The sequence below is a fragment of the Pseudactinotalea suaedae genome (genome assembly GCF_009733815.1).
In the GTDB taxonomy this organism is placed as follows: Bacteria; Actinomycetota; Actinomycetes; order Actinomycetales; family Beutenbergiaceae; genus Pseudactinotalea; species Pseudactinotalea suaedae.
On sequence record NZ_WNXY01000004.1, the window covers coordinates 124,426 to 150,173 of the forward strand.

A 25,748-nucleotide genomic window follows, 5' to 3' on the forward strand; every position below is an offset into this window, starting at 1 on the left:
AATGGGTGGGTGCAGGCAGGTGGTGCGGTGGCGGCGTCCGCCTCGCGCACGCTCGGCGTGCTGCTGACCGGTGAGCGCGAGCGCGACTGCCTCGTGCACCTGGAGCACCTGCCGGCACGCGAGGCCGTCACGGGAACCTGGCCCGGGTGGGCCGACCGGGAGCTGGTCGCCGGCTACCGGGCGCGGGGCATCGAGCTGCCGTGGCGGCACCAGACCGAGGCCGCCGAGCACGCGTGGTCGGGTCGGCACGTGGTGATCGCGACCTCGACCGGTTCGGGCAAGTCGTTGCCGGCGTGGCTCAGCGCCGTGACGGCGATCCGGGCATCCCGCCCGGAGGGTCGGTTGTCCGAGCTCTCGCGCCGCCCCACCGCGCTCTACCTCTCGCCCACGAAGGCGCTCGCCGCCGATCAGCTGCACGGGCTGCAGACGCTCCTGGACAGTGCCGGGATCCGTGACGTCCGGGCCACGACGGTCGACGGCGACACCGGCATGGAGGAGCGGGACTGGGCGCGCTCGCACGCGGACATCGTGCTGAGCAACCCCGACTTCCTGCACTTCTCGATGCTGCCGGGGCACCGCAGGTGGCAGCGGCTGCTGCGCGGGCTGCGGTTCGTCGTGGTCGACGAGTGCCACGCCTACCGCGGCGTCATGGGTGCGCACGTGTCGTTGGTGCTGCGGCGGCTGCTCCGGGTCGCCGAGCACTACGGCGCGAGCCCCACGGTGGTGATGGCCTCGGCGACCACCGGGGACCCGGCCGGGACGGCCGCTCGGCTGCTCGGTGTGGAGCCCGGAGCGGTGGCGGCGGTCACCGAGGATGGTTCGCCGGCCGGGCGGCGCACGGTGGCGCTGTGGCAGCCGCCGCTGGTCGACGGTCTCGATCCCGAGGATCCCCACGGCATGAACGGGATCGCCGAGGTCGACGACGACGCCCCGATCTCGGGAACGCCCGACGCCCCACGCCGGTCGACGCTGAGCGAGGTCGCGGATCTGCTGGTGGACCTCGTCTCGGCACGGCGGCGGACCCTGGCGTTCGTCCGCTCGCGGCTCGGTGCGGAGGTGATCGCCGACCACGCGCGCAGCCGGCTGAAGCCGCAGTGGCAGCCGCCAGGTGGGGCCGGCACCGCGCAGCGGCAGGGCCTCGGGCCGGCCGAGGCGGCGGCCGCGGACCCGGGCCCGGGCCCGGACTGGGATGAGCAACCAGCGGTCGGGTCCGGCTCGGTGGCCGCGTATCGCGGCGGCTACCTGCCCGAGGAGCGGCGCGAGCTGGAGCGGGCGCTCCGCAGCGGAGAGCTGCTGGCGCTGGCGACCACCAACGCGCTGGAGCTGGGGGTCGACATCGCCGGCCTCGACGCCGTGCTGATCGCGGGCTGGCCAGGTACACGGACATCGCTGTGGCAGCAGATCGGCCGCGCCGGGCGCGCGGGGGCTGAGGGCCTGGCCGTGCTGGTCGCCTCGGACGACCCCTTGGACACCTACCTGCTCCGCCACCCGCAGGCGATCTTCGGTGCGCCGGTCGAGGCCACCGCGTTCGATCCGGCCAACCCCTATGTGCTGGCGCCGCACCTGTGCGCAGCCGCGGGCGAGCTGCCGATCACCGCCGCCGACCTGCCGCGGTTCGGCCTTCCCGACGACGTCCTGCTCGACGAGCTGGTGGCACGCGGGCTGCTGCGCCGCCGCGGTCGGTCCTGGTACTGGAACTACGACCGCCAGGAGACCCCGCAGAGCCTGACCGACCTGCGCGGTGGTGGCGATGCCGTGGTCGCGGTGGTCGAGGAGGCCACCGGCGCCGTGGTCGGCACGGTCGACGGCGCGCGCGCCGACGCCGTGGTGCACGAGGGCGCGATCTACACCCACCAGGGACGCACGTTCCGGGTGACCCAGTACGAGGACGACGTCGCGCTCGTGGTCAGCGAGCGGCCGCCGTTCCGCACGCGGGCACGGTCCGACCGGCACGTGCGGATCCTCGGGGTCCGGGACCAGCAGGCGTGGGGGCCGTTCACGTGGCATCGCGGATCGATCGAGGTGACCTCGCGGGTGGTCGGGTACGACCGCCGTCGGCTGCCCGGTCTCGACCTCATCGGCACCTACCCGCTCGACCTCCCGGAACGCGTGCTGCGGACCGCGGCCGTGTGGTGGACGGTCGAGACCAGCGTGCTCGCCGACGCCGGCATCGGCCCGGACGAGCTGCCCGGAGCCCTGCACGCGGCCGAGCACGCCAGCATCGGGTTGCTGCCGCTGATCGCCACGTGCGACCGATGGGACATCGGCGGCCTCTCGACCGCGCTGCACCAGGACACCTTCATGCCCACCGTGTTCGTCTACGACGGCTATCCCGGAGGCGCCGGCTTCTCCGAGCGCGGCTTCACCGCGGCGCGCTCGTGGATACGGGCGACGCGTGACGCGGTGGCCTCGTGCCCCTGCCGCGACGGCTGCCCCGCGTGCGTGCAGTCCCCCAAGTGCGGCAACGGCAACAACCCGTTGAGCAAAGCCGGCGCTCGCCGCGTGCTCGACCTGCTGCTCGCGCAGTCCGCCGCTGACGACCGGTCCGGCCCGGGCGCTCGCGCTCGCGCTGGTGCGCCAGCCCGGTAGCGGCTCGACCCGCACCACCACGTCCACCTCGACGTTGCCACCGGGCTGCACCCGACAATGCTGCAGGGCAGCACCGTTGACCCCGACCACGCGGGCGGCGACGGCACACGGGTCGCCGTCGCCTGGCCGCTGCGCTGCCTGCGCCGCGGCGATCGCTGCGAGATCGGCGGCTGCCTGGGCGGTGCCCCGAGCGTTCGCCGCTCTCGCCAGCGCGACGGCTCCCACGGCCACGACCAGCGCGACCGCCACGACGGCCAGGAGCAGGACCGTGGCGGCGCCCCGCTCGGGGTCGCGCCTGCGCGGCGGTGTCATGGGTCGCCCGGCTCTGCGGGGATGCTGACCTCGGCGCGCGCCGTCAGCATCGACCCGCCGAGCCACCCGGTCGAGAGCGGTCGAGTCACGATCACGGTGAGCCACCCGCCGGACTCGCTGACCGCTACCTGCGCCTCCTCACCTGCCAGATCGGTGGCGATCGCGACCACGGTGGCGTGGTCCTCGCCGAGCGCTGCCGCCCGGGCGGCGGCGCGCGCGGCGTCGGTGCACCTCACCTGCGCCACGGCGGCGGCTCCCACGAGCAGCACCACGACGAGGGCGAGCACCACCGCCGGGAGGCCGAGCGCCAGCTCGGCTGTCACCGAACCGCGGTCACGCGGTTGCCGGCGCTGCCTCCCGACGGCGGCCATCTCAGCCGCCGACCGAGAGCGCGCTCTGGACGATGCCCAGCAGCATCGAGCGCACCTGCTCGCTCCGCAGGATCACCAGCAGCAGCCCGGCGAACCCGACCGCGGCCAGTGTGCCGATCGCGTACTCGGCGGTTGCCATCCCCGCCTCGCCGCGCTCCTGCAGCGCCCGCCACCGGACGCGCAGGGCAGCCGCAGTGCGGCTGAGTCGTGAGTCCCTCATCCATGACCTCCTCATGCCTGGGTGGTGCGCGGTTCGCACCACCGGACCACGAGCGTCGCGGGGTCGGGCAGGTTCCCGCTGCGCCGGTGACCCACTGCTGTGGATGCAGGTGCATCGGGGGGTACCTGTGGATGACCGCGGACATCGAGAGCCCCCGAAACCCCAGGGCGGTGGCGAGGAGTCAGCGCACGGCGAGATTCGTCATGTCCACGACGGCGCGGTAGCCCAGTGATCGGTGAACGGGTCGACCCACCCACTCCGGCGCAGGCGCTCGGGAGCAGAGACTCAGGCACCCCAGAGCTCGAGGCCGGCGGCGAGCAGCACCGGTACCAGCCCGAGCAGCACGAACGCGGGCAGCAGACACAGGCCCAGCGGGAGCACCAGGCGCACCCCGAGGCGAGCGGCCGCCTCCCTGGCCCTGGCCTGCCGGGTACGGCGGATCGCCGCTGCCGCGTGAACCAGCAGCGGCTCGGGGTCGACGCCATCGGTCCAGGCAGGTGCCAGCGCGTCTGCGGCCGCCGACGGCACCGGCCAGGCGACCTCCCAGGCGGCGCCGAGCCGCAACGCCTTCGCCGCGCGCAGGTAGGGCGTGCCCTGATCACCGGGCAACGCCGCGCCCACCGCCTCGATCGCACCCACCACGTCGACGCCGGAGGCCAGCGCGGCACGGACGAGGTCGAGCACCACCGCACCGTCGACGAGCTCGCGCGCGGACCGGTGGCGCCGCGACGCGCGGACCGGCAGCGCGCGCGACGCCCGCAGCGGTCGACGTGCCCACGGCAGGCAGGCCAGCACCGCGAGCGCGAGAAGAAGCAGCCCGACGTCGGGCTCCGGCCAGCTCACCTGCCCGCTCGTTCCGCCTCAGCGACGAGCGCCCGCACCCAGCGGTGCCCGAGCAGGAACAGCGCACCACCGCCCACCAGGCACAGCCCGCCCACACCGCCGCCCAGCAGCACCGCGAGCGGGTCAGCACCCAGCATCGTCCCGAGAGCGATCCCGCCGGCGGGCAACCAGGCGAGCAGCCGCGCGGTGGCTCGGGGGCCGGCGAGCGCGGTGCGGCGCAGCTCGTCGGCATCCGCCGCCTCCGCGACACCCGCCACGACCACGTCGATGATCTCGGCCAGCGGCGCACCCGTCCGCGCGGCCAACCGGCACGCCGCCACGGCCGCGGCGACGTCGGGACCGGCGTGCGGCGCACGTCGACGCCACCACCTGCCCGGGGCCGGTGCCCGCGCTCGCGGACCGGTGACAGCGGTCGCCGCGATCATCCCCGCACCGGCCGCGCCCATCACCTCACCCGCCCACGGCGGTGCCGGGTCGGGGAGCGACCGCCGCCACGCCTCGGTCAGCTGGGTGCCTGCGCGTAGCCGCGTGGCGACCTCGACCAGCACCCGGGTCACATCCGGGCGGCCGCGTCGGGTCACCCGACCGAGCCGCCAGGTCCGGAACCGGTGCTGCCACCCCGGCCGGTCCCGCGGGCTGGACCGGCCGGAGACCGTGAGCACCCAGCCCGCCAGCAGCAGCAGCGCCACCACCAGGACCCGCATCAGCGGGCTCCGCGATCGAGGACGCTGCCGAGCTGGTCCCATGCCGCGGCGGTCACCATGCCGCCCGCTGCGCGAGTGAGCGCAGCCTCGCACCGCATGCCATCGGGGCCGTCGGCGACGAGCACACCCACCTGGGCGAGCACGCGGCGACCCTCGGCGTCGCGCCGCAGGTGCAGCACCGCGTCGATCGCCGCGCGCGCCTGCACCGCCACGGCGGCCGGCGTCAGCCCGGCGAGCGCGCCGAGCGCCACCAGCCGCGCCGGCACGTCGTCCGCGGAGTTGGCGTGCACGGTGGCCCAGCCGCCGTCGTGGCCGGTGTTCAGCGCGCCGAGCACCTCCCGCACCTCGCCGCCACGGCACTCGCCGAGGATCAACCGGTCCGGCCGCATCCTCATCGCGGTGCGCACCAGCACGTCGAGCCCGATGCCACCGGCGCCCTGCACGTTCGCGCGACGGACCTGCAGGTGCACCACGTGCGGGTGCGTGGGCGCCAGCTCGGCGGCCTCCTCGATGCACACGATCCGCTCCGTGGCCGGGACCAGGGACAGCGCGCACGCCAGCAGCGAGGTCTTGCCCGACCCGGTCGCGCCGCTGACCAGGACGTTCGCCCTCACCTCCACCAGGCGTTGCAGCACCTGGGCGCCGACGTCGTCGAGGAACCCCAGCCGCCGCAGGTCCGCCACCGTGAACGCCCGACGCCGCAGCGTGCGGAGGCTGATGTGCGCGCCCTCGGCCGCCACCGGCGCGAGCACGGCGTGCAGCCGCGACCCGTCGGGCAACCGGCCATCGACCACCGGCACCGCGTCGTCGAGCCGTTGGCCCGCCAGCGTCGCCAACCGGGCAGCCAGCGCCCGCGCGTCCTCGACCACCACATCCGTGCGCTCCAGACCCGCGCCGCGGTCCACCCAGACGCCGTGCCCGCCGTTCACCAGCACGTCCGTGACGAGCGGGTCCTCGAGCAGGGGTTGCAACGCCCCCGCGCCCAGCAGCTCGGCGCGTGCCGCACGGTCCAGCTGCAGCCGTGCCCGGTCCCCGACCACGCCGCTGCCGCGGACGGCTCGGTCGAGACCCGGCGCGTCGAGCAGCCGGGCACGCACGCCGTCGAGCGGCTGCGTGCTCGTCACGGCGCCAGGCCCAGCGCGTCCACGATCTTCCGGGCGGCACGGACCAGCGGTCCACGGCGGTGATCCCCGGGTGCGACCCCACGCTCCAGCGCTGCGGCCAGCGATCGCTCCGGTGCCATCCCGTGCAGCAGCGGCACACCGCACGTGGCTGCGAGGTCCGCCGGCTGCAGGCCGCCCGGCGCCGGTCCGCGCACCACGAGCCGCAGATCCAGACCGGACAGCGACCGCGCCAAGGCCTGCGCCCCCGCCGCGGACGGCACGTCGCACACGGCGACCGCCAGCACCGTGTCGCACCACCGACCCGCCAGCCCACCCGTGCGTGCGGCAGCCCGCGGCAGGTCGAGCACGACGACGTCGTGCGCGTCACCCAACGCCGTCAAGGTCTCCTCCGAGGGCGGTGAGCCCACCGAGCGCAGGTCGCCCGACAGCAGCCGCACGCCGTGCCACATCGGCAGCCCCGACGCCAGGTCCGCGGGTGCGAAACCGCCCTGCTCGCCGCCCAGGTCGGCCCACCGCAGGCCCGCCTCGTGCTCGGAGCCGATCAGCACGTCGAGGCCGCCGTGGTCCAGATCGAGATCGACCAGCGCCACCGACAGCTCCCTGTCGGCGCACGTGCGCGCCAGCACGGCGGCGAGGCTCGAGGCCCCCGCGCCGCCGCGCGCACCGACGACACCGATCACCCGGGCACGCCGACGAGCGCTGACCGCCCGGATCCTGACCAACAGCTCCTCGGCGGTCTCGGGAAGCACGAGGCACGCTCCGCCGTCGGGCGCCGTCAGGCCACGCTCCACCGCCACCCAGGCGAACCGCCCGCCCGGCCGGCGCCAGTCCGGGTCGTCCGCGCTCACCTCCGCCACGCTGTCCAGCAGCAGACCCGCCTCCGGCAGCGCTGCACCGGGTGGATGCACCACCAGCGGCAGCTCCGCGAGCGCCGCGATCGACCGCACCGCCTCGACCACCGCAGGATCTGACGAGCGCAGCGCGACCGCGACTCCCGACATCACCGACCCCTTCCGTCGTCCTGGCCAGCCAGCATGCGGCGCCCCGCCACGACACGCTCCGGCGCGGTAGGGGTGCTGTGGACAGCGGTGCATCGGGCCGCACCTGTGGACAACCGACGAGCACGGTGCCGAGCCCCGTGGAAGTCCGTCGAAGTCCCTCCAAGTCCTTCCCAAATGCCGCCGAGAGGAGTAGACAAGGAGCACAACTTCATCCCGGCGGTGGGAACCCACGCGCGAACAGTCCACGAATAGGACTGGGCGAACGGCTAGCCCGTATCGACCCTGTGCACGCCTGCTAACCCACCGTCGGATGAGGTCGACGACGGCGCCGCGCAGGCGCCGTCGTTGCGAGGACCGGCTACGGCGCGCCACCCGAGCCGCCAGCACCCCGGCCGTTACCGTGAAGGCGTTCCACGACAGCTGGGAGTACCTCATGAGCACCGACGAGAACCGCAGCGGCCCCGCTGACCACTCGGCCGAGACCGGCCAGGGGTCGGTCGAGCCACGCCCGGTCGAGCAGACCGGTGAGGAGCCCACGCGCGTGGAGCCCCGCCGCGTGAACGAGACGCCCGCGCACGAGGCCACCCTCGAGCAGCCCGCTGAGACCGGCGCGCCCGCGCAGGACCCTGACGAGCGCCCGGGCACCTCCTACCCGGCCTCACCGGCTCCCCTCCCGGACGAGACCCACGTGGGACAGCCCACGCAGCAGCGTGACGACCCGTTCGCCGAGGTCGACGGCGGCGAGTCCGACCGCGGCGCCGCCACGACCGCGTTCCCCACGGCCGAGGAGGACGACGCGATCCGCGACGAGCGCGCCCGCCGCTTCGGCCGGCCCCGCAGCGAGGGCGACGCCGGCTCCGAGAACCAGGCCACGTCCTCCGGCGAGGAGCAGACCTCCCGCGTCCCGGTCGCCGCTGCAGCAGGCGCGGGTGCCGGCGCGGTCGCCACCCGGGGCGCCCCGGGTGTCGCCGACCCGGCCGGCACCGACTCCTCGTCCACCCGGACGATGCCCGCCACCACCTCGACGTCCACCACCGGCGAGGAAGACCCCTTCAAGGACTTCGACGAGGGTCCCGCCTCCCGCGCCGCCGCGCACTGGTGGAGCATCCTCATCTCGATCGTGTTCGCGCCGGTCGCCTGGTACCTGATCGCCGACGGCGGCGAGCGGATGAACTTCAACCTCACCAACGGCGGCGAGTTCAACTGGGCCGGCCCGCTGGAGCTCGCCGGTGGCCTGCTGTGCCTGTTCTTCGTGCTGCTCGCAGCACGCTGGTCCTCGGTCGGGGTGATCCTGGTCGGCACGATCACCGCGGCGGTCGGCATCGCCTTCATCGTCTTCAACACCGAGGCGATGGATCTGGTCACCGAGTACCAGGGAACCCTGGTGCAGGCGCTCGAGCAGCTGGGGCAGAACATCGTCGACCACCTGCTGGCGGACGCCCGTTCCGGCCGCCTCGCCGTCTACGGCGTGGCCCTGATCATGGTCGGCGTGGTCTCGCACGGCGCCCGCCGCCAGGGCCGCCGCGAGGAGCGTCGCAAGGCCGCGATCGGCGCCTGAGGCACCGCTCGACGACCAGGGGTCGAGACGCCGTCGGGCATCTCGCGGCACCGAAGTCGGCCGGTGGTTCTAGGGTGGTCCCGGATTATCACCACCGTCGTCGTTGGAGTGCTGAAGATGACCGACCAGACCCCGCCCAGCTCCCCCGCCCTGGAGAACCTGCTTCACGAGACGCGGCGTTTCCCACCCAGCGAGGAGTTCGCCGCGCAGGCCAACGCCGGACCGGAGCTCTACCAGGAGGCGGCAGCCGACCGGCTCGAGTTCTGGGCGAAGCAGGCCCGCGAGCTGCTCAGCTGGTCGCGACCCTTCACGCAGACCCTCGACTGGAGCAACCCGCCGTTCGCGCAGTGGTTCGCCGACGGCACCCTCAACGCCGCCTACAACGCGGTCGACCGGCACGTCGAGGCCGGGAACGGCGACCGGGTCGCGATCCACTTCGAGGGTGAGCCGGGCGACGTCCGCACGATCACCTACGCCGACCTGCAGCGCGAGGTCAGCAAGGCGGCCAACGCCCTCGGTGAGCTGGGCGTCCAGACCGGCGACCGGGTGGCCATCTACCTGCCGATGATCCCGGAGGCGGCGATCGCGATGCTCGCCTGCGCCCGGATCGGCGCCACCCACTCGGTGGTGTTCGGCGGCTTCTCCGCCGAGGCGCTGTACAGCCGGATCACCGACGCCGAGGCGAAGCTGGTCATCACCTCCGATGGCGGCTACCGCCGCGGCAAGCCCAGCGCCCTCAAGCCCGCCGTGGACGAGGCGCTCGCCAAGGGCGAGACCACCGTCGAGCACGTGCTGGTGGTCAAGCGCACCGGTCAGGACGTGGAGTGGACGCCCGGTCGCGACGTGTGGTGGGAGGAGGCCGTGGGCGGCGCCGCCGAGGTCCACCAGCCGGTCGACCTCGACGCCGAGCACCCGCTCTTCATCCTCTACACCTCCGGCACCACCGGGAAGCCCAAGGGCATCCTGCACACCACCGGCGGCTACCTCGCGCAGTCCGCGTTCACCCACAGGTACGTGTTCGACCTCAAGCCCGAGACCGACGTGTACTGGTGCACCGCCGACATCGGCTGGGTTACCGGTCACAGCTACGTCGTCTACGGGCCGCTGCTCAACGGCGCCACCCAGGTCATGTACGAGGGCACGCCCGACAGCCCGGACAAGGGCCGCTGGTGGGACATCGTGCAGAAGTACAAGGTCAGCATCCTGTACACCGCACCCACCGCGATCCGCACCGTCATGAAGTGGGGAGAGTCGATCCCGGCCGGCTACGACCTGTCCTCGCTGCGCCTGCTCGGGTCGGTGGGTGAGCCGATCAACCCCGAGGCGTGGATCTGGTACCGCCGCGTGATCGGCGGCGACAAGGCCCCGGTGGTGGACACCTGGTGGCAGACCGAGACCGGCGCGATCATGATCTCCCCGCTCCCCGGCGTCACGGAGGCCAAGCCCGGGTCGGCGCAGGTGCCGCTGCCCGGCATCACCGCGCAGGTGTGGGACGACGCCGGTCAGGCGGTCGGCCCCGGTGGCGGCGGCTACCTCGTGCTCAACGAGCCGTGGCCCTCGATGCTGCGGGGCATCTGGGGCGACCCGGAGCGCTTCAAGGAGACGTACTGGTCGCGCTTCCCCGGCACCTACTTCGCCGGCGACGGCGCCAAGCTCGACGAGGATGGCGACGTCTGGCTCCTCGGGCGCGTCGATGACGTCATGAACGTCTCCGGCCACCGGCTCTCGACGACGGAGATCGAGTCCGCGCTCGTCTCCCACCCGTACGTGGCCGAGGCCGCCGTGGTGGGTGCCTCCGACGACACCACCGGTCAGGCCGTGGTCGCGTTCGTGATCCTGCGCGGCGAGGTCGTCGAGCAGGCGGACGAGCCCGGCGAGGGCCAGGACATCGTGCAGGAGCTGCGCAACCACGTCGCCAAGGAGATCGGCCCGATCGCCAAGCCGCGGTCGATCCTCGTGGTCGCCGAGCTGCCCAAGACCCGGTCCGGGAAGATCATGCGCCGGCTGCTGCGCGACGTCGCCGAGAACCGTCAGGTCGGCGACGTCACCACGCTCGCCGACTCCAGCGTGATGCAGCTGATCCAGGCCGGGTTGTCCAGCTCCGCCGGCACCGCCGACTGAGCCACCTCTCGGACGAGAGCCCGACGGCGGAGGTGAGCTCCGCCGTCGGGCTCGCGTGCGTCTGTGGTCGAGCGGGTCCTCAGACCTTCGGTGGTGAGGGTTCCTCCCTACGGATGACGCGCGGGATGACGTGCGCCGGTAGCGTGGTCGGCCGTGACAGTGGACCCCGCGATCGTGACGCCTGCCGGTCCGTGGACGCATCGGATGGTCGCTGCCAACGGCGGCCGCTTCCACGTGGCGGTGACCGGCCCTGACGACGCCGATGCCCCGCTCGTCGTGCTGCTCCACGGGTTCCCGCAGTTCTGGTGGGCGTGGCGGCACCAGCTGGTGGCGCTGGGTGAGGCCGGCTACCGCGCTGCGGCGATGGACCTGCGCGGCTACGGCGCCTCGGACAAGCCGCCGCGCGCCTACGACCTCCCGGCGCTGGCCGCTGACGTCGCCGGGGTGATCCGCTCCCTGGGCTCGAGCAGCGCGGTCGTGGTCGGCATGGGCCTGGGCGGTCAGGTCGCGTGGGCGATGCCCTCGCTGACACCCACCGCGGTGCACGCGATCGGTGTGCTCGGGGCGCCCCATCCGCACTTCCTGTACGACCTGGCGCCACGGGCCCTGTCCGCGGCGACGCTCGCCCGGGTGGCCCAGTTCCAGCTGCCCTGGTTCCCCGAGCGGTCGATGACCAGCGGCGACCTGGTGGCCCGGTTGCTGCGCACCTGGTCCGCGCCGAGCTGGACCAGCCCGGACGTCGAGCTCTACACGCAGGCCGCTCGGCTGCCGTTCGCGGCGCACAGCCAGATGGAGCAGCTGCGCTGGCTGGTCCGCTCCCGCCCGCGCCCCGATGGCCGCCGCTACCGCGAGGCGGTCGAGCAACCGGTCGACGTGCCGGTCCTGTCGCTGCACGGCCGTCTCGACGGAAACATGTCTCCGCGCGCGTGTCGGCGCGACGGCGAGATGGTCGCGGGCCCCTACAGTCGAGTGATCGTGGACGGCGCCGGCCACTTCCTCCCGGAGGAGGCTCCGGAGGCGGTGACCGACCTGCTGCTGAGCTGGCTGCCGCGGCTTCCCGGGAGCTGAGCGGCGCGGCCCGTACGCACCACCCTGTGAACCTGGCAGACTGTGGCCCACGTCACAAGCTGCCCCAAGCCGTCAGAAGATGAGGAGGCGCTCGGTATGGACGAGGCCGTCATTCGCAGCTCACCGCTGTTCGCCGAGCTCAACGACGCCGGATACCTGGCGATCCGTGAACGGATGACGGAGCACACCTTCCGCCGTGGCGAGGAGATCTTCCACGAGGGCTCGCCGGGCGACAAGCTGTTCGTCCTGGGCGCCGGCAAGGTGAAGCTCGGTCACACCGCACCCGACGGCCGCGAGCACCTGCTCGCGATCCTCGGCCCGGGCGAGATCCTCGGCGAGGTCTCGCTCTACGACCCGGGCCCACGCACCGCGACCGCCACGGCGCTGGCGAAGACGGCGCTCGTCTCGCTCCAGCACGCGGACCTGCTGCGGGTCCTGGACGCCCGGCCGGAGATCTCCCAGCACCTGCTGCGCTCGCTCGCGCAGCGGCTGCGCCGCACCAACGCGGCGATGGCCGACCTCATCTTCTCCGACGTGCCCGGTCGCGTGGCCAAGACCCTGCTCGACCTGGGGCAGCGGTTCGGCCAGCCGGCCGACGGCGGTCTGCGCGTCACGCACGACCTCACCCAGGAGGAGCTCGCCCAGCTCGTGGGCGCCACCCGGGAGACGGTCAACAAGTCGCTGGCGGAGTTCAGCAACCGCGGCTGGCTCCAGCTCGACGGTCGCTCGGTCGTGCTCCTGGACATCGAGCGGTTGCGTCGCCGCGGGCGCTGACGCCGTGGACCGGCGCGCCCGGTGAGGTCGCGGTCAGGCGACCTCGAAGACGACCTCGACCTCGACGGGTGCGTCGAGCGGCAGCGCGGCCACCCCGACGGCGGAGCGGGCGTGGACGCCCGCGTCACCGAAGATCTCCTGCAGCATGGTGGAGGCGCCGTTGATCACGGCCGGCTGGCCGGTGAAGGACGGGTCGGAGGCGACGAAGCCGACGACCTTGACCACGCGCGTCAGGTGGTCGACGCCACCGACCAGCGAGGCGGCGGCAGCCACGGCGTTGAGCGCGCACAGGCGCGCCAGCCCGGCGGCGTCCGCGGGCGGCACCAGCCCTTGGGCCTCGCCCACCTTGCCGGTCGAGGCGAGCACGCCGTCGGCCATCGGGAGCTGGCCGGAGGTCATCACGAGGTTCCCGGTACGCACGGCGGGCACGTAGGACGCGACCGGTGGGACGACGTCGGGAAGGACGATCCCCAGATCGGCCAGGCGCTCGGAAGCGCTCACCTCAGGCCTTCTCGCGCTTGAGGTAGGCCACGAGGCCCTGCCCGTCCGGGCCGGGCACCACCTGCACCAGCTCCCACCCGTCGGCGCCCCAGGTGTCCAGGATCGCCTTGGTGTTGTGGATCATCAGCGGGATCGTCGCGTACTCCCATGCGGTCATACGGCGATCCTAGAGCCGCCCCGCAGCGGGCGGCACCTCTCAGTTGGAGGAGTGCTCGTGGCGGGCGGCCTTCGGGACCGGCCAGCGCTGCGTGATCAGCTCGGTGATGTGGTCGCGGTCGAGGTCGGCGAGCGTGGCCCGCCAGGAGTCGACCGACGGCGCCCGGCGCAGCAGGGCTCGCCGCTCACGCTCGGTCATGCCACCCCAGACACCGAACTGGATCCGGTTGTCCAAGGCATCGACCAGGCACTCCAGCCGGACTGGGCAGGCGAAGCAGACCTCGCGGGCCTGGCGCTGAGCCGCACCCTGCACGAACAGCTCGTCGGGTGAACGCCCAGCGCAGGCAGCCTTGGCCGTCCAGCTCTCTTCGTATGTCGTCGTCATATCGACCTCCCCGAGATTGGGTCCAGCGCCTTCGCTGGTACACGGTGACCGCTTGATCCGAACCTAGACCGAAGCACCACTGTTACGCAAAGGTCAGTTCTGGAAGGGGTCACGTGGATGGGGAGAAACGGCGCAGGGTTGCGGCCCTCACGTGGCACCTTCGGGCGCGTTACGTATGATCCGAAGCATGGCTTCGCCCTCACGCGCGTCCGGGCGCTCCGTCAACGTCGCGCAACTCGTCTCCATGTTCCTCGCGTTCCTGCTGGTCGCGGGTCTCGCCGGCGTCCTCTCGGCCGGGTTCGTGATGCCGATGGTGGCCGCGGTCGGCGCCACCTCGCAGGCCGGCGTGGACATGTTCGACGAGCTGGACACCGACATCGGCGACATGACGCTGTCCGAGCGCAGCGTGATCCGCTACAGCGACGGCAGCCTGATGGCGACGTTCTACGCCGAGGACCGCATCGTGGTCCCGCTCGAGGAGATCTCGCCCTACGTGCAGCAGGCCGTGATCGCCACCGAGGACAAGCGGTTCTACGAGCACGGCGCGATCGACCCCGAGGGCATGCTCCGCGCGGTGGTCTCGAACCTCAGCGGTGGCGACCTGCAGGGTGCCTCGACCCTCACGCAGCAGTACGTCAAGAACGTGCTGCTCGAGCAGGCCAAGGTCGAGGGTGACGCCGAGGCGATCGCGGCGGCCACCGCAGCGACGATCGGCCGCAAGCTCCGCGAGGCCAAGCTCGCGATCGCCCTCGAGCAGACCTACACCAAGGACGAGATCCTCACCGGGTACCTCAACATCGCGCAGTTCGGCCCGTCGCAGTACGGCATCGAGGCCGCTGCCCGGTACTTCTTCTCCAAGAGCGCGATCGACCTCAACATCGGCGAGGCGGCGCTGCTCGCCGGGATCACGCAGTCCCCCGGCAGCTACAACCCGATCGTCAACCCCGAGAACGCCCTCAACCGACGCAACACGGTCCTGGGCCTCATGGAGGACCAGGGCTTCATCACGCAGGAGGACTTCGACGCGTTCTCGGCGGTGCCGATCGAGGAGATGCTCGCCGTCCAGCCGATCCCGCCCACGTGCGCCACCGCGGAGATCTCTGCGTACTTCTGCGACTACGTCGTCAAGACGATCCTGACCAGCCCGGAGTTCGGCGAGACCCCCGAGGCGCGCCGTCAGATGCTGCTGCGCGGCGGCCTGGACATCACCACCACGCTCAACCCCACGCTGCAGGACCAGGGCTACGCCTCGTTGACCGCTGCAGTGCCCGTCGACGACGAGTCCGGCATCTCCAACGCCATCTCGACCGTAGAGCCCGGGACCGGGCGCATCCTGGCCATGGTCCAGAACACCCCGTACGGCGAGGGCGGCGAGGAGGGCGACCCGGCCCGCACCACCAAGGTCAACTTCAACGCCGACGCCAGCTACGGCGGCTCGATCGGCTTCCAGACCGGCTCGACGTTCAAGGCGTTCGTGCTGGCGGCATGGCTCGAGGCCGGTCACTCGCTCTACGACACGATCAACGGCGCCCAGGGACAGAGCTTCCCGGTCTCGTCCTGGAACTACGACGGGTGCCAGTCCTTCGCCAGCAAGTACGACCCCAAGAACATCGAGGGCATCGGTACCGGGCGGATGCGCGTGATCGACGCGACCATCCGGTCGGTCAACACCGCGTTCGTCGACATGGCGAACCAGCTCAACATGTGCGACCTCTACGACCTGACGCAGCGCCTGGGGCTGCACGTGGGCTCCGGGATCCACCCCGACTCCGAGCTCGCGCTGTACCCCTCGCCGTCGATGGTGCTCGGGTCGAACAACATCGCCCCGCTGACGATGGCGGCGGCGTTCGCGACCTTCGCGTCCAACGGCACCTACTGCTCCCCGATCGCGATCGACTCGATCATCGACTCCGACGGCAACCCCGTCGCGGTGCCGGCCTCCGAGTGCAGCCAGGCCCTGACGCCGGAGATCGCCTCGACCGTCACCTACGCGCTCCACCAGGTCACGGCGAGCAGCGACCGCGGTGCCACGGGCCGTGAGGCGCGTATCTCGGGCTACGAGATCGCCGGCAAGACCGGTACCGCGAACGACGACTCCGCGGCCTGGTTCATCGGCTACACGCCGCAGGTGACGACGGCGGTGTGGAACGGCTTCTCGGACCGCCTCGACGCGATGATGAACATCACGATCAACGGGCGGTACTACCGTCTGGTCTACGGCGGTGCGTTCGCCGCTCCCATCTGGCAGAACTACATGAGCCAGGCGATCGACACCCTCGGGCTGTCGCCGCAGAGCTTCCCGGACCCCAGCGACAAGCTGCTCTACGGCGAGCGCAAGTGGGTCCCCAACGTGGGTGGCATGAGCGTCGAGCAGGCCACGGCCACGCTCGAGGGTGCTGGTTTCCAGGCCAGGACCGGCAGCGAGGAAGAGAGCGACTCGGTGCCGGAAGGTTCGGTGATCCGCAGCCAGCCCGGTGCCGGTTCGCTGCAGACGCAAGGAACGGTGATCACGCTGGTCACCAGCTCCGGCGCCCCGCCGGAGCCCGACCCCACGCCGGAGCCGCCTGACAACGGTGGCGGCGACGGACCCGGCGGCGGCGGCGGCGGCGGCGGCGGTGGCGGTGGCGGTGGCGGTGGCCGAGACGACGACGACTGAGCCGGCGCCATGACCACGATCGTGAGAGTCCCCTGAGCGCGCGTGCCTGGGCGAACGGTGTCGGTGCGCTCGCCCTGACGGGCGCCGCTGGGCTGACCTGGGCGCTGCTGGAGGCCCAGGCGTTCACGCTGCGTGAGATCCGGGTGCCGGTGCTCGCGCCGAGCGCTCGGGAGATCCGGGTGCTGCACATCTCCGACCTGCACCTGATGCCCGGTCAGCACCGCAAGGTGGCCTGGGTGAGGCAACTGGCGGAGACGCGGCCCGACCTGGTGGTCAACACCGGCGACAACCTGTCGCACCCGGCCTCGCTGCCGGTGCTGCTGCGGGCGCTGGGGCCGTTGCTCGACGTGCCGGGTGTGTTCACGCTCGGATCGAACGACTACTTCGGGCCGGAGCCTCGCAACCCTGCGCGGTACCTGTTGCCGGATGCTCGCAGCGAGGGCTCGCACCGGGGCAAGCCGAACCTGCCGGGCCGGGAGCTGCAGGCGGCGCTCGCCGCTCGCGGCTGGACGGACCTGGCCAACAAGCGTGCCGTGCTCGACGTGGCCGGCCAGCAGCTGAGCTTCGTCGGGACCGCGGACGCGCACATGAACCTCGACCGGATCCCGGCGGCGAGCGACGGCGACAAGCCGAGCTCCGCCGTCGCCCACCTCGGGGTGGCGCACGCACCGTACCGGCGGGTCCTCGACGGCTTCCGCGCCGACGGCTGCGACATGGCCCTCGCGGGCCACACCCACGGCGGCCAGCTGTGCCTGCCGCTCGTGGGGGCGCTGACCACGAACTGCGACCTCGACACCGGCAGGGCCAAGGGCCTGCACGGCTGGCCAGGCGCCCGGCCGGACGAGGACCCGAGCTCGATGTGGCTGCACGTCAGCGCGGGCCTGGGCACCAACCCCTACACCCCGGTGCGCTTCTTCTGCCGCCCCGAGGCCACCCTGCTGACGCTGACGGCCCGCTGATGGCCCCGACGATCCGCCACCCGCGGCCACCGCGCCCGCAGCAGCACCGAGTGCGGCAGTTTCCACCGAGTGCGGCAGGTGCGCCTGCCGTAGTCGGTGGAAACTGCCGTTCTGGGCAGCGCGTGGCGCGTGTCACACCCCGGTTTCAGAGTGGGGCCAACTTGCGGCTATCCTTGCCAGGCTGCTCCGGGGTGTGGCGCAGCTTGGTAGCGCGCTTCGTTCGGGACGAAGAGGCCGCAGGTTCAAATCCTGTCACCCCGACACACTGAGAAACCGCCCGGCGAAGCCGAGGCGGTTTTCTCATGTGTCGGCGGCGACAGGATGCCGGGAGGAGGAGCGTTCAGCGAGGAACGAGCTGGGTGCGACGACGGCTCCTGTCACCCCGACAGATCGACAGACCCGCCCGGTGAAGCCGAGGCGGGTCTTGTCATCTGGCAGGGGTGCGCAGCTGCCGGTCGACGCCTCGGCTCCCGTCAGCCCCCAGCGTCTTCCGCACAGCCGGCCCGTGCGCACCCACCCGTGCGGCCGTGACAGCATGACGACATGCCGATCCCTCCGTTCATCGAGTCTCTCCGGACGAAGGTCGGGACCGACCTGCTGTGGCTCGCAGGAGTCACGGCGGTGGTGCTCGACGACGAGGGCCGGGTCCTCATGGGGCAGCGTGTCGACAGCGGCCTGTGGGCGCTGATCTCCGGGATCCTCGAGCCCGGTGAGCAGCCTGCCGTGGCGATGGTGCGGGAGATCAAGGAGGAGACGGGGGTGGACGCCGTCGTCGACAGCCTTGCCGCGATCCTCGTCCAGGACCCGATGACCTACCCGAACGGGGACCACGCGCAGTACCTGGACCTGCTGTTCGTGTGCCACGCCACCGGCGGCGAGCCGCACGCGGCCGACGACGAGTCGCTCGCCGTCGGCTGGTTCGCGGTCGATGGCCTGCCCGAGAACACCGGGCACTACACGCTGGAGCGGCTGGCGGCGCTCGCCGAGTACCGTGCCAACCCCGGCGCCGGCCCCCGGTTCACCCGCGCCGCGTCGAGCCCAGCCCTGGCCCCTGCAGCCCGCCGGGACGGGACCGCCGTGAGGCAGGCGACCCCCGCGGACGCCGGCACCGTCGGAGCCCTCCTGCACGACTTCAACGTCGAGTTCGAGACCCCCACCCCGAGCGCCGCCGAGTTCGCGACCAGGTTCGCCCGGCTGCTCGAAGGCCCGAACGTCGTCGTGCTGCTCTCGGAGCAGGCTGAAGAGGCGACCGGTTTCGCCTACTTCACCCTGCGCCCCACCCCGTACTACGACGGTCCGCTCGCCCAGCTGGAGGAGCTCTACGTCCGCCCCGACCTGAGGGACCAAGGCATCGGGACCGCACTGCTCACGACCGCCGTCGAGCGCTTCACGAGCCAGGGCGTCGGTGAGATCCACATCAACGTCGACGAGATCGACACCGACACCCGCCGCTTCTACGAGCGGCACGGCTTCGTCAACATCGAGCCCGGTGAGGACTACCGGATGCTCTGCTACATCCGCGAGCTCTGACCCTCGAGATCGAGACGGCCGACAGGCACACTGAGCTCGTGACCACTCCTGTCTGGTACGACGTCTTCCTCGACGTCCCCCGCGCCGGGTGGCAGCGCTCGGTCGAGTTCTGGGCTGCCGCGACCGGTCTCACGCCGTCACCGGCACGGGGCGAGGACGGCCAGTTCCTCACCCTGCTTCCCGGCGGCGGCACCTCCTGCGTGCGGATGCAGGCGATCGACGGCGGCCCTCGAGTGCACCTCGACGTCGCCTCCCATGATCGGGATGCGCTGCTGCAGCGTGCACTCGGCCTCGGCGCGACCCGGGCGTGGCACTACCACGACGTGCCGGTGCTGCGCTCACCCGGCGGCCTGCTGCTGTGCCTCACGCTTGCCGAGCCGGAGCCACACCTGGCTCGCACCGGTGAGCCGATCCTCGATCAGGTGTGCCTCGACATCCCGCCGAGCCAGTGGGAGACCGAGGTCGCGTTCTGGCACCAGCTCACCGGGCGGGACATCACCACCGGCCGCAGCGACCCGTTCGTCCGGCTGGTCGACCCCGACCCCGCCGGCGGGCTGCGGTTCCTGCTGCAGCGTCTCGACGAGGACCGTCCCACGGTCTCCGCCCACGCCGATATCGCCGTGGCCGACCGCCCCGCTGAGGTGGCGCGTCACCGCGAGCTCGGTGCCGAGCAGGTTGCCGAGCACCAGGCCTGGACGATCATGCGCGCGCCCGAGGGCCACATCTACTGCCTCACCGACCGCGACCCCGGGACCGGGCATCCGCGGCCCTGAGGCGTCAGCGCGGCGGCACCTCGCGCCGCTCCGGCCCCACGTACTCGCTGAGCGGGCGGATCAACGCGTTGGAGGCCAACTGCTCGATCACGTGCGCGGTCCAGCCCGTCACCCGTGAGGCGACGAACAGCGGCGTGAAGGTCGGGGTGTCGAAACCCATCAGGTGGTACGCGGGACCGGCCGGGTAGTCGAGATTCGGCTTGATGTTCTTCGCCTCGCCCATCGCCGACTCTAGCGCCGTGTACATCTCGCCGAGGTCGGGGCGCTGGTAGTGGGCCACGAGGTCGTCGAGGACCGCCTTCATCGTCGGCACCCGCGAGTCGCCGTTCTTGTACACGCGGTGCCCGAAGCCCATGATCTTCTTCTTGGTCGCGAGCGCGTCCTCCAGCCACGCGTGCGCCGCGTCGGCGGAGCCGATCTCGTCGAAGGTGTGCATCACGGCCTCGTTCGCGCCGCCGTGCAGCGGCCCCTTCAGCGCCCCGATCGCACCGGTGACCGCCGAGTACAGGTCCGCCAGCGTGGAGGTGATCACCCGGGCGGTGAACGTGGAGGCGTTGAACGAGTGCTCGGCGTACAGCACCATCGAGACCTCGAACGCCTTGACGACCTCCGCTGCCGCGTCCTCCCCGAACGTCATCCACAGGAAGTTCTCCGCGTACCCCAGGTCCTCGCGCGGCGGCACGAGCTCCTGGCCACGACGGCGACGCTGGTCGTAGGCGACCACCGCGGGCAGCATGGCGAACAGCCGCAGCGACTTGGCGAGGTTCGCCTCCACCGACGCGTCCTCGGCCTGCGGGTCGTTGGCGCCGATCACCGACACCGCGGTGCGGCAGACGTCCATCGGGTGACAGGTGGTGGGCAGCGCGCTGATCGCGTCGACCACGAGGTCCGGCAACGCTCGCTGCGCCCGCTCGGCGGCGTTCTGCTCGGCCAGCTGCTCCGCCGTCGGGAGCTCGCCGTGCCACAGCAGGTAGGCCACCTCCTCGAACGAGCGCTGCGCCGCGAGATCCTGCACGGGATAGCCCCGGTACAGCAGGGAGTTGGTCTCGGGGTCGACCTTGCTGATCGCCGTCACGTCGACGACGACGCCCGCCAGCCCCTTCTTGATGTCCTCGCTCATGCTGTGCCTCCTTCTCCCGGCTCCGGCGCCGAGTAGGTGAAGATCTCCGAGTCGAACGTGTTGTAGCCCGCGTAGTCGATGACCTCGTACAGCCGCGCCCGGGTCTGCATCCGCGGCACCAGCCCGGCCTGGGTGCCGGCGTCGCGGATCTCCTCGAGCCCGCGCTCCACCTCCCCCATCGCCAGCCGCAGCAGGGTGACCGGGTAGATGACGACACGCACGCCCGCGGAGGCGAGCTGCGCCGTCGTGAACAGCTCGGACTTGCCGAACTCGGTCATGTTCGCGAGCACGGGCACGTCGACGGCGTTCGCGACCTGCTCGAACTCGCCCAGGTCGGCCATCGCCTCGGGGAAGATCGCGTCGGCCCCGGCGTCGACGAGTCGCTTCGCGCGCTCGACGGCGGCCCTCACCCCCTCGAGCGCTCTCACGTCGGTGCGTGCCATCACGAGGAAGTCGGGGTCGCGCCGGGCGTTGACCGCCGCCCTGATGCGCTGCTCGGCGGTGCCGACGTCGACGACGGCCTTGCCGTCGAGGTGCCCGCAGCGCTTGGGGTTGACCTGGTCCTCGATGTGGCAGCCGGCGAGCCCGGCGTCCTCGAGGACCTGCACGGTCCGGGCGACGTTCATCGGCTCGCCGAAGCCGGTGTCGGCGTCCACGATCGCCGGCAGGTTGGTGACCCTCGCGATCTGCCCGGCGCGGCCGGCGACCTCGGTGAGCGTGGTCAGCCCGATGTCCGGCAGCCCGAGGTCCGCGGCGAGCACCGCCCCGGAGATGTAGACACCCTCGAAGCCCTTGTCCTCGATCAGCTGCGCCGAGAGCGGGTTGATCGCGCCCGGGAGGCGCAGCAGCTCACCGGAGGCGAGCCGCTCCCGCAGCTGCCGGCGCTTCTGGCTCGCGCTCATCCCGGCGTGCAGCATCAGAACAGTCCGCCCGGCGACCGCACCGTGCCCAGCAGCCCGGGCCGTGCCGTGATCGTCAGCTGCGCGAGCTCGTGCGACTCCAGCTCGGGCAGCCGCTGCGCGACCTGCAGGAAGCGGTCGATCTCCGCCGGCTCCAGCACCCCCTCGGCGAGCGTGCGGAACTTCTCCACGTACTGCGCCCGGGCGAACGGACGGGCCCCGAGCGGGTGCGCATCGGCCATCGCGATCTCCTCGACGATCGTGCGGCCGTCGGTGGTGTTGATCTCGATGCGGCCGCCGAACGCCTTCTCGGCCGGGTCGCTGGAGTGGTACCGACGCGTCCACTCCGGGTCCTCGGCCGTGGTGATCTTGCGCCACAGCGCGACCGTGTCCGGTCGTTGCGCCCGCTCGGGCGCGTAGGAGCGCTCGTGGTGCCACGTGCCGTCCTGCAGCGCCACCGCGACGATGTAGGGGATCGAGTGGTCGAGCGTCTCGCGGGTGGCGCTCGGGTCGTACTTCTGCGGGTCGTTGGCGCCGGAGCCGATCACGTAGTGGGTGTGGTGGCTGGTATGGATGACGACGGACTCGATGCGATCCGGGTCGGCGAGCTCGGGCCGCGTGCGGTGCAGCCGCCGGGCAAGGTCGATCAGCGCCTGGCTCTGGTACTCGGCCGAGTGCTCCTTGGTGTAGGTCTCCAGGATCGCGCGCTTGGGCTCGCCGGGCGCAGGGAGCACGACCTCGTAGCTCGCGTCCGGGCCGTCGAGCATCCACGCGATGACGCCGTCCTCGCCCTCGTAGATCGGCTCGGGCGAGGTCTGCCCGCGCATCGCCCGGTCGACCGCCTCGATGGCGACCTTGCCGGCGAACGCCGGGGCGTAGGCCTTCCACGTGGAGATCCGGCCCTTGCGGGACTGCCGGGTGGCCGTGGTGGTGTGCAGCGCCTGCCCGATGGCGGTGAAGATCACCTGCGTGGGCAGCCCCAGCATCGTCCCGATGCCGGCGGCGGCGCTGGGGCCGAGGTGGGCCACGTGGTCGATCTTGTGCTTGTGCAGGCTGATCGCCTTCACGAGGTCGACCTGGATCTCGTAGCCGGTCACGATGCCGCGCACCAGATCGGCGCCGCTGCACGCACGGTGCTGCGCGACGGCCAGGATCGGCGGGATGTTGTCGCCCGGGTGGGAGTAGTCCGCCGCGAGGAAGGTGTCGTGGAAGTCGAGCTCGCGCACGGCCACGCCGTTCGCCCAGGCCGCCCACTCGGGGCTGACGCGCAGGTCGGAGCTGCGTCCGAACACCGTCGCGCCCGGTGAGTACGGATGGGTGAGCGCCTGCGCACGCGCGGCCACCACGGGCGCACGCAGCAACGAGGCCGCTGCCACCGCCGCGTTGTCGATGACACGGTTGACGACCATGTCCACGACGTCGTCGTCCACCGCGACGGGATCGGTCGCCAGCTCGGCGAGCTTCCACGCGAGCTGGTCGGTCTGCTCGAGGTTGTCCTCGCTGCGATGCACACGCAGCTGATGGGTGAGGGGCACGGTTCTCCTAACGCTCTCTCACCCCACCGTAGAGCGGCCGAGCGGTCTCCGGGTCACCGTTCCCCGTGGTTCACCGACACCCCCGGCGGCCGTAGCCTGTGACCGTGGTGCTCTCACGCAGATTCTCGACGGCGTCCCTCACCTTCCTCGTCGTGATGCTCACGACGGCGGTGCTCTGTCTGGTCGTGGCCGGCACGGCTCAGGCGCACAGCGCGCTGGTCTCCTCCACCCCCTCGGACGGCAGCTCCACCTCGGAGATCCCCACCGAGATCGTGCTGGAGTTCAACGAGGACATCCAGAACATCGGCAACGAGATCGTCGTGGTCGACTCCGAGGGCACCTCGGTGACCGACGGCGAGATGGTGGTCGACGGCCCGATCGTCACGCAGCCGATCGGGGTCGGGGCGCCGGGCGCGTACACGGTGACGTGGCGCGTGGTCTCGCTGGACGGCCACCCGATCTCCGGCGAGTTCAGCTACGAGCTGCAGGTGCCCCAGACCGTCGAGGCGACCGAGACCACCGAGGCGTCGCAGGAGCCCACGACCGAGACCACGGACGCCGCGACCACCGAGACCTCGGTGGCGCCCTCGAGCGTCGACGCCGAGGAGGACGACACCGCGAGCGGGCTGGGCGCTGCCGCCCCGATCGCCATCGGTCTGGCGGTGCTCGCGCTCGTGGTGGTCGTCGTGCTCGTGGTCCGCCGCAGGCGCGCCCGATGAGCTCGGCCGCGCGCGACTGGCCGCCTCCCCCGTGGGAGCAGCGGTTCCGCGCGGGGCGCGTCAGGCTGCCGCAGTGGGCGGCGGACAACCCGGACCGCGCTGTCGTGGTCATGACCGACGAAGGTGCGCTGCAGGCGCACTCGTGGACGCCCTCCACCGGCCGGGTGCTCGCGGCGACGGACCGCACCCAGGGCACGAACCTCGCCCAGATCGACCCCGGCGGCAACTGGGTGTGGTGGTTCGACGACAACGACGGCGACGAGTTCGGCACCTGGCGGCGGCAGCCGTTCGGATCCACGCCGGGCCGACGCGTCGAGACACCGATCGACCTGCCGGCCGCCTACCCGCGCGGCCTGCTGATCGGACGCGACGGGACCGCCGTGATCGGGCGGGGCGACGCCCGCTACGGGACCCAGATCCACGTCGTCCCGGTGGGCCGGTCCGCGCACGGCACCGACGGGCCCACGCTGATCTACGCGCACCGCAACTGGGCGGCGGCCAGGGCGATGAGCCACGACGGGCAGCTCGTCGCCGTCGAGCACAGCGAGCACGGCGACTCCCGGCACCCCTCGATCCGTGTGTACCGGCGTGACGGCTGGCCGGTCGCCGAGCTCGACGACGGCGGTGACCGGGGCCTGTGGGCGCTCGGCTTCGCGCCGGCTGCCGGTGACCAGCGGTTGCTGGTCCGGCACGAGCGCGGCAACACCCCGAAGCTGCTGATCTGGGACGTGGCGAAGCTGATCCAGCGGCCGGTCGATCTCGGCGTCGACGGCGAGATCGGCGACGCGTCCTGGTACCCGGACGGCCGGCACCTGCTGGTCTCGGTCGATCATCACGCCCGGACCCGGCTGTACCGGGTCGACCTGTTCTCCGGCTCGGTGCTGGGGGTGGGGCCGATGGAGGGGACCGCGGAGGACGCCGTCGCACGCCCCGATGGTGACGCGTGGGTGCTGCACAGCTCGGCGGCCCGCCCGCCGGCGGTGCTGTCGGCCCGCAGCGGCCGCGAGCTGCTCACGGCACCGGGTGCGGGGTCGCCGTCCTCGGTCGGGGTGCGCGACGTCTGGGTCGACGGCCCGGGCGGTCGGATCCACGCGCTGCTGCGGGTGCCGACCGCGGGCACCGCTCCCTACCCCGTGATCGTCAAGGTCCACGGCGGCCCCACGCTGCACGACTCCGACTCCTTCTCCCCCGCGGCGGCCGCCTGGGTGGACCAGGGCTGGGCGGTGCTCGAGGTCAACTACCGCGGTTCCACCGGGTACGGGGTCGACTGGCGGGACGCGCTGGAGGCGAAGGTGGGCTTCACCGAGCTGGCCGACGTCGCCGCCGTGCACGACCAGCTGATCGCCGAGGGCACGCTCGACGCCGACCGCTCGGTGCTGGTGGGCCGCTCGTGGGGCGGCTACCTGACGCTGCTCGGGCTGGGCACGCAGCCGGACCGGTGGGCCGCGGGTGTGGCGGCGGTGCCGGTCGCCGACTACGTAGCCGCCTACGAGGACGAGATGGGATCGCTGCAGGAGTTCGACCGGGCACTGTTCGGCGGCTCGCCGGAGGAGGTTCCCGAGCGCTATCGCGAGTCCTCGCCGCTGACGTACGTGGACGCCGTCAGGGCGCCCGTGCTGATCAGTGCCGGCGAGAACGACCCCCGCTGCCCGTACCGGCAGATCCTCAACTACGTAGAAGCACGGCGGCGATGCGGGGGAACGGTGGAGACCCACATCTACGACGCCGGTCACGCGAGCCAGGTCGACGACGAGCGTGTCACCCAGATGCGCCTCGAGCTGGACTTCGTGCGTCGGCACGTCTCCTGAGACGCGCGAGGGGAACAGCGCG

Annotated in this window: 23 protein-coding genes, 1 tRNA gene and 2 pseudogenes; 13 read left to right on the plus strand and 13 right to left on the minus strand. The window is 72.3% G+C overall.

The window, feature by feature from the left end:
- The first annotated feature begins 9 nt into the window (after nt 1-9).
- Nucleotides 10-2,589 (plus strand): DEAD/DEAH box helicase, encoded by a 2,580-nt coding sequence (locus tag GPA04_RS08390; protein ID WP_241680674.1) that lies wholly within the window; start codon nt 10-12, stop codon nt 2,587-2,589.
- A gap of 12 nt (nt 2,590-2,601) precedes the next feature.
- On the opposite strand, the pseudogene GPA04_RS08395 reads toward GPA04_RS08390, so the two are convergent.
- The 7 genes and pseudogenes from GPA04_RS08395 to ssd all read right to left on the minus strand — a co-directional run.
- Nucleotides 2,602-2,901, minus strand: a pseudogene (locus GPA04_RS08395) (Rv3654c family TadE-like protein); the annotation flags it as partial.
- The gene (locus GPA04_RS08400) at nt 2,898-3,224 is read right to left on the minus strand and encodes a TadE family type IV pilus minor pilin (protein WP_241680675.1); all 327 of its coding nucleotides are present in this window, start codon (nt 3,222-3,224) and stop codon (nt 2,898-2,900) included. The pseudogene GPA04_RS08395 and the gene GPA04_RS08400, both read right to left, overlap by 4 nt.
- 49 nt (nt 3,225-3,273) lie before the next feature.
- On the minus strand, nt 3,274-3,492 hold the full coding sequence (locus tag GPA04_RS08405; RefSeq protein ID WP_241680676.1) for a DUF4244 domain-containing protein: 219 nt from the start codon (nt 3,490-3,492) through the stop codon (nt 3,274-3,276).
- 285 nt (nt 3,493-3,777) lie between these two features.
- On the minus strand, nt 3,778-4,335 hold the full coding sequence (locus GPA04_RS08410; RefSeq protein WP_241680677.1) for a secretion system protein: 558 nt from the start codon (nt 4,333-4,335) through the stop codon (nt 3,778-3,780).
- Entirely contained in the window at nt 4,332-5,039 is a 708-nt protein-coding gene (locus GPA04_RS08415; RefSeq protein WP_156223643.1) for a hypothetical protein, read from the minus strand. Before GPA04_RS08415 ends, GPA04_RS08410 begins: the two co-directional genes overlap by 4 nt.
- Nucleotides 5,039-6,163: a TadA family conjugal transfer-associated ATPase gene (locus tag GPA04_RS08420; RefSeq protein ID WP_156223644.1), complete on the minus strand. Its 1,125-nt coding sequence runs from the start codon at nt 6,161-6,163 to the stop codon at nt 5,039-5,041. Before GPA04_RS08420 ends, GPA04_RS08415 begins: the two co-directional genes overlap by 1 nt.
- Entirely contained in the window at nt 6,160-7,164 is a 1,005-nt protein-coding gene (gene ssd, locus GPA04_RS08425) for a septum site-determining protein Ssd (protein ID WP_162458556.1), read from the minus strand. The genes GPA04_RS08420 and ssd overlap by 4 nt, the downstream gene beginning before the upstream one ends.
- 433 nt (nt 7,165-7,597) lie before the next feature.
- Between ssd and GPA04_RS08430 the strand changes: the two genes are divergently transcribed.
- From GPA04_RS08430 to GPA04_RS08445, 4 genes are all read left to right on the plus strand, one after another.
- Nucleotides 7,598-8,722: a hypothetical protein gene (locus GPA04_RS08430; protein WP_156223646.1), complete on the plus strand. Its 1,125-nt coding sequence runs from the start codon at nt 7,598-7,600 to the stop codon at nt 8,720-8,722.
- A 117-nt stretch (nt 8,723-8,839) separates the two neighbouring features.
- Nucleotides 8,840-10,843 (plus strand): acetate--CoA ligase, encoded by a 2,004-nt coding sequence (gene acs, locus GPA04_RS08435; RefSeq protein ID WP_156223647.1) that lies wholly within the window; start codon nt 8,840-8,842, stop codon nt 10,841-10,843.
- 153 nt (nt 10,844-10,996) lie between these two features.
- On the plus strand, nt 10,997-11,911 hold the full coding sequence (locus GPA04_RS08440) for an alpha/beta fold hydrolase (RefSeq protein WP_241680678.1): 915 nt from the start codon (nt 10,997-10,999) through the stop codon (nt 11,909-11,911).
- 96 nt (nt 11,912-12,007) lie between these two features.
- Complete coding sequence (locus tag GPA04_RS08445) at nt 12,008-12,685, plus strand: Crp/Fnr family transcriptional regulator (protein ID WP_156223648.1); 678 nt, start codon at nt 12,008-12,010, stop codon at nt 12,683-12,685.
- A 33-nt stretch (nt 12,686-12,718) separates the two neighbouring features.
- Here the strand turns inward: GPA04_RS08445 and GPA04_RS08450 are convergent, their stop codons facing one another.
- From GPA04_RS08450 to GPA04_RS08455, 3 genes are read right to left on the minus strand one after another with little or no spacing between them, the layout of a single operon-like run.
- Nucleotides 12,719-13,186 carry a RidA family protein gene (locus GPA04_RS08450; protein ID WP_156223649.1) on the minus strand — a complete coding sequence of 156 codons (468 nt, stop codon included), beginning with the start codon at nt 13,184-13,186 and terminating at the stop codon, nt 12,719-12,721.
- A 1-nt stretch (nt 13,187) separates the two neighbouring features.
- Nucleotides 13,188-13,343 carry a Sp36 family protein gene (gene sp36, locus GPA04_RS21100; protein WP_170299350.1) on the minus strand — a complete coding sequence of 52 codons (156 nt, stop codon included), beginning with the start codon at nt 13,341-13,343 and terminating at the stop codon, nt 13,188-13,190.
- Nucleotides 13,344-13,382: 39 nt separating this feature from the next.
- A complete protein-coding gene (locus GPA04_RS08455; RefSeq protein WP_156223650.1) occupies nt 13,383-13,727 on the minus strand; it encodes a WhiB family transcriptional regulator in 345 nt (114 codons plus the stop codon).
- A gap of 187 nt (nt 13,728-13,914) precedes the next feature.
- Between GPA04_RS08455 and GPA04_RS08460 the strand changes: the two genes are divergently transcribed.
- The 6 genes and pseudogenes from GPA04_RS08460 (at nt 13,915) to GPA04_RS08485 (ending at nt 19,645) form a co-directional block, all read left to right on the plus strand.
- Nucleotides 13,915-16,383, plus strand: a complete 2,469-nt coding sequence (locus GPA04_RS08460; protein ID WP_156223651.1) for a penicillin-binding protein — start codon at nt 13,915-13,917, stop codon at nt 16,381-16,383.
- A 143-nt stretch (nt 16,384-16,526) separates the two neighbouring features.
- Nucleotides 16,527-17,342 (plus strand): metallophosphoesterase, encoded by an 816-nt coding sequence (locus GPA04_RS08465; RefSeq protein WP_366464508.1) that lies wholly within the window; start codon nt 16,527-16,529, stop codon nt 17,340-17,342.
- 187 nt (nt 17,343-17,529) lie between these two features.
- Nucleotides 17,530-17,603: transfer RNA gene (locus GPA04_RS08470), tRNA-Pro, on the plus strand.
- Nucleotides 17,604-17,885: 282 nt separating this feature from the next.
- A pseudogene (locus GPA04_RS21430) lies at nt 17,886-18,269 on the plus strand (NUDIX hydrolase); the annotation flags it as partial.
- A 150-nt stretch (nt 18,270-18,419) separates the two neighbouring features.
- Nucleotides 18,420-18,872, plus strand: coding sequence for a GNAT family N-acetyltransferase (locus GPA04_RS08480; RefSeq protein ID WP_156223900.1), 453 nt, complete (start codon nt 18,420-18,422; stop codon nt 18,870-18,872).
- Between the two features lie 38 nt (nt 18,873-18,910).
- A complete protein-coding gene (locus tag GPA04_RS08485; RefSeq protein WP_156223653.1) occupies nt 18,911-19,645 on the plus strand; it encodes a VOC family protein in 735 nt (244 codons plus the stop codon).
- 4 nt (nt 19,646-19,649) lie between these two features.
- On the opposite strand, the gene GPA04_RS08490 is transcribed toward GPA04_RS08485, so the two are convergent.
- Genes GPA04_RS08490 through GPA04_RS08500 form a run of 3 tightly spaced genes read right to left on the minus strand, consistent with a single transcriptional unit; the run spans nt 19,650 to nt 23,199 of the window.
- On the minus strand, nt 19,650-20,765 hold the full coding sequence (locus tag GPA04_RS08490; RefSeq protein ID WP_156223654.1) for a bifunctional 2-methylcitrate synthase/citrate synthase: 1,116 nt from the start codon (nt 20,763-20,765) through the stop codon (nt 19,650-19,652).
- Nucleotides 20,762-21,682: a methylisocitrate lyase gene (gene prpB / locus GPA04_RS08495; RefSeq protein WP_156223655.1), complete on the minus strand. Its 921-nt coding sequence runs from the start codon at nt 21,680-21,682 to the stop codon at nt 20,762-20,764. Before prpB ends, GPA04_RS08490 begins: the two co-directional genes overlap by 4 nt.
- The gene (locus GPA04_RS08500) at nt 21,682-23,199 is read right to left on the minus strand and encodes an MmgE/PrpD family protein (RefSeq protein ID WP_156223656.1); all 1,518 of its coding nucleotides are present in this window, start codon (nt 23,197-23,199) and stop codon (nt 21,682-21,684) included. Before GPA04_RS08500 ends, prpB begins: the two co-directional genes overlap by 1 nt.
- 104 nt (nt 23,200-23,303) lie before the next feature.
- Between GPA04_RS08500 and GPA04_RS08505 the strand changes: the two genes are divergently transcribed.
- Together GPA04_RS08505 and GPA04_RS08510 are read left to right on the plus strand one after the other, a co-directional pair.
- On the plus strand, nt 23,304-23,918 hold the full coding sequence (locus GPA04_RS08505; RefSeq protein ID WP_156223657.1) for a copper resistance CopC family protein: 615 nt from the start codon (nt 23,304-23,306) through the stop codon (nt 23,916-23,918).
- The gene (locus GPA04_RS08510) at nt 23,915-25,726 is read left to right on the plus strand and encodes a prolyl oligopeptidase family serine peptidase (protein WP_156223658.1); all 1,812 of its coding nucleotides are present in this window, start codon (nt 23,915-23,917) and stop codon (nt 25,724-25,726) included. Before GPA04_RS08505 ends, GPA04_RS08510 begins: the two co-directional genes overlap by 4 nt.
- Nucleotides 25,727-25,748: the final 22 nt, after the last annotated feature.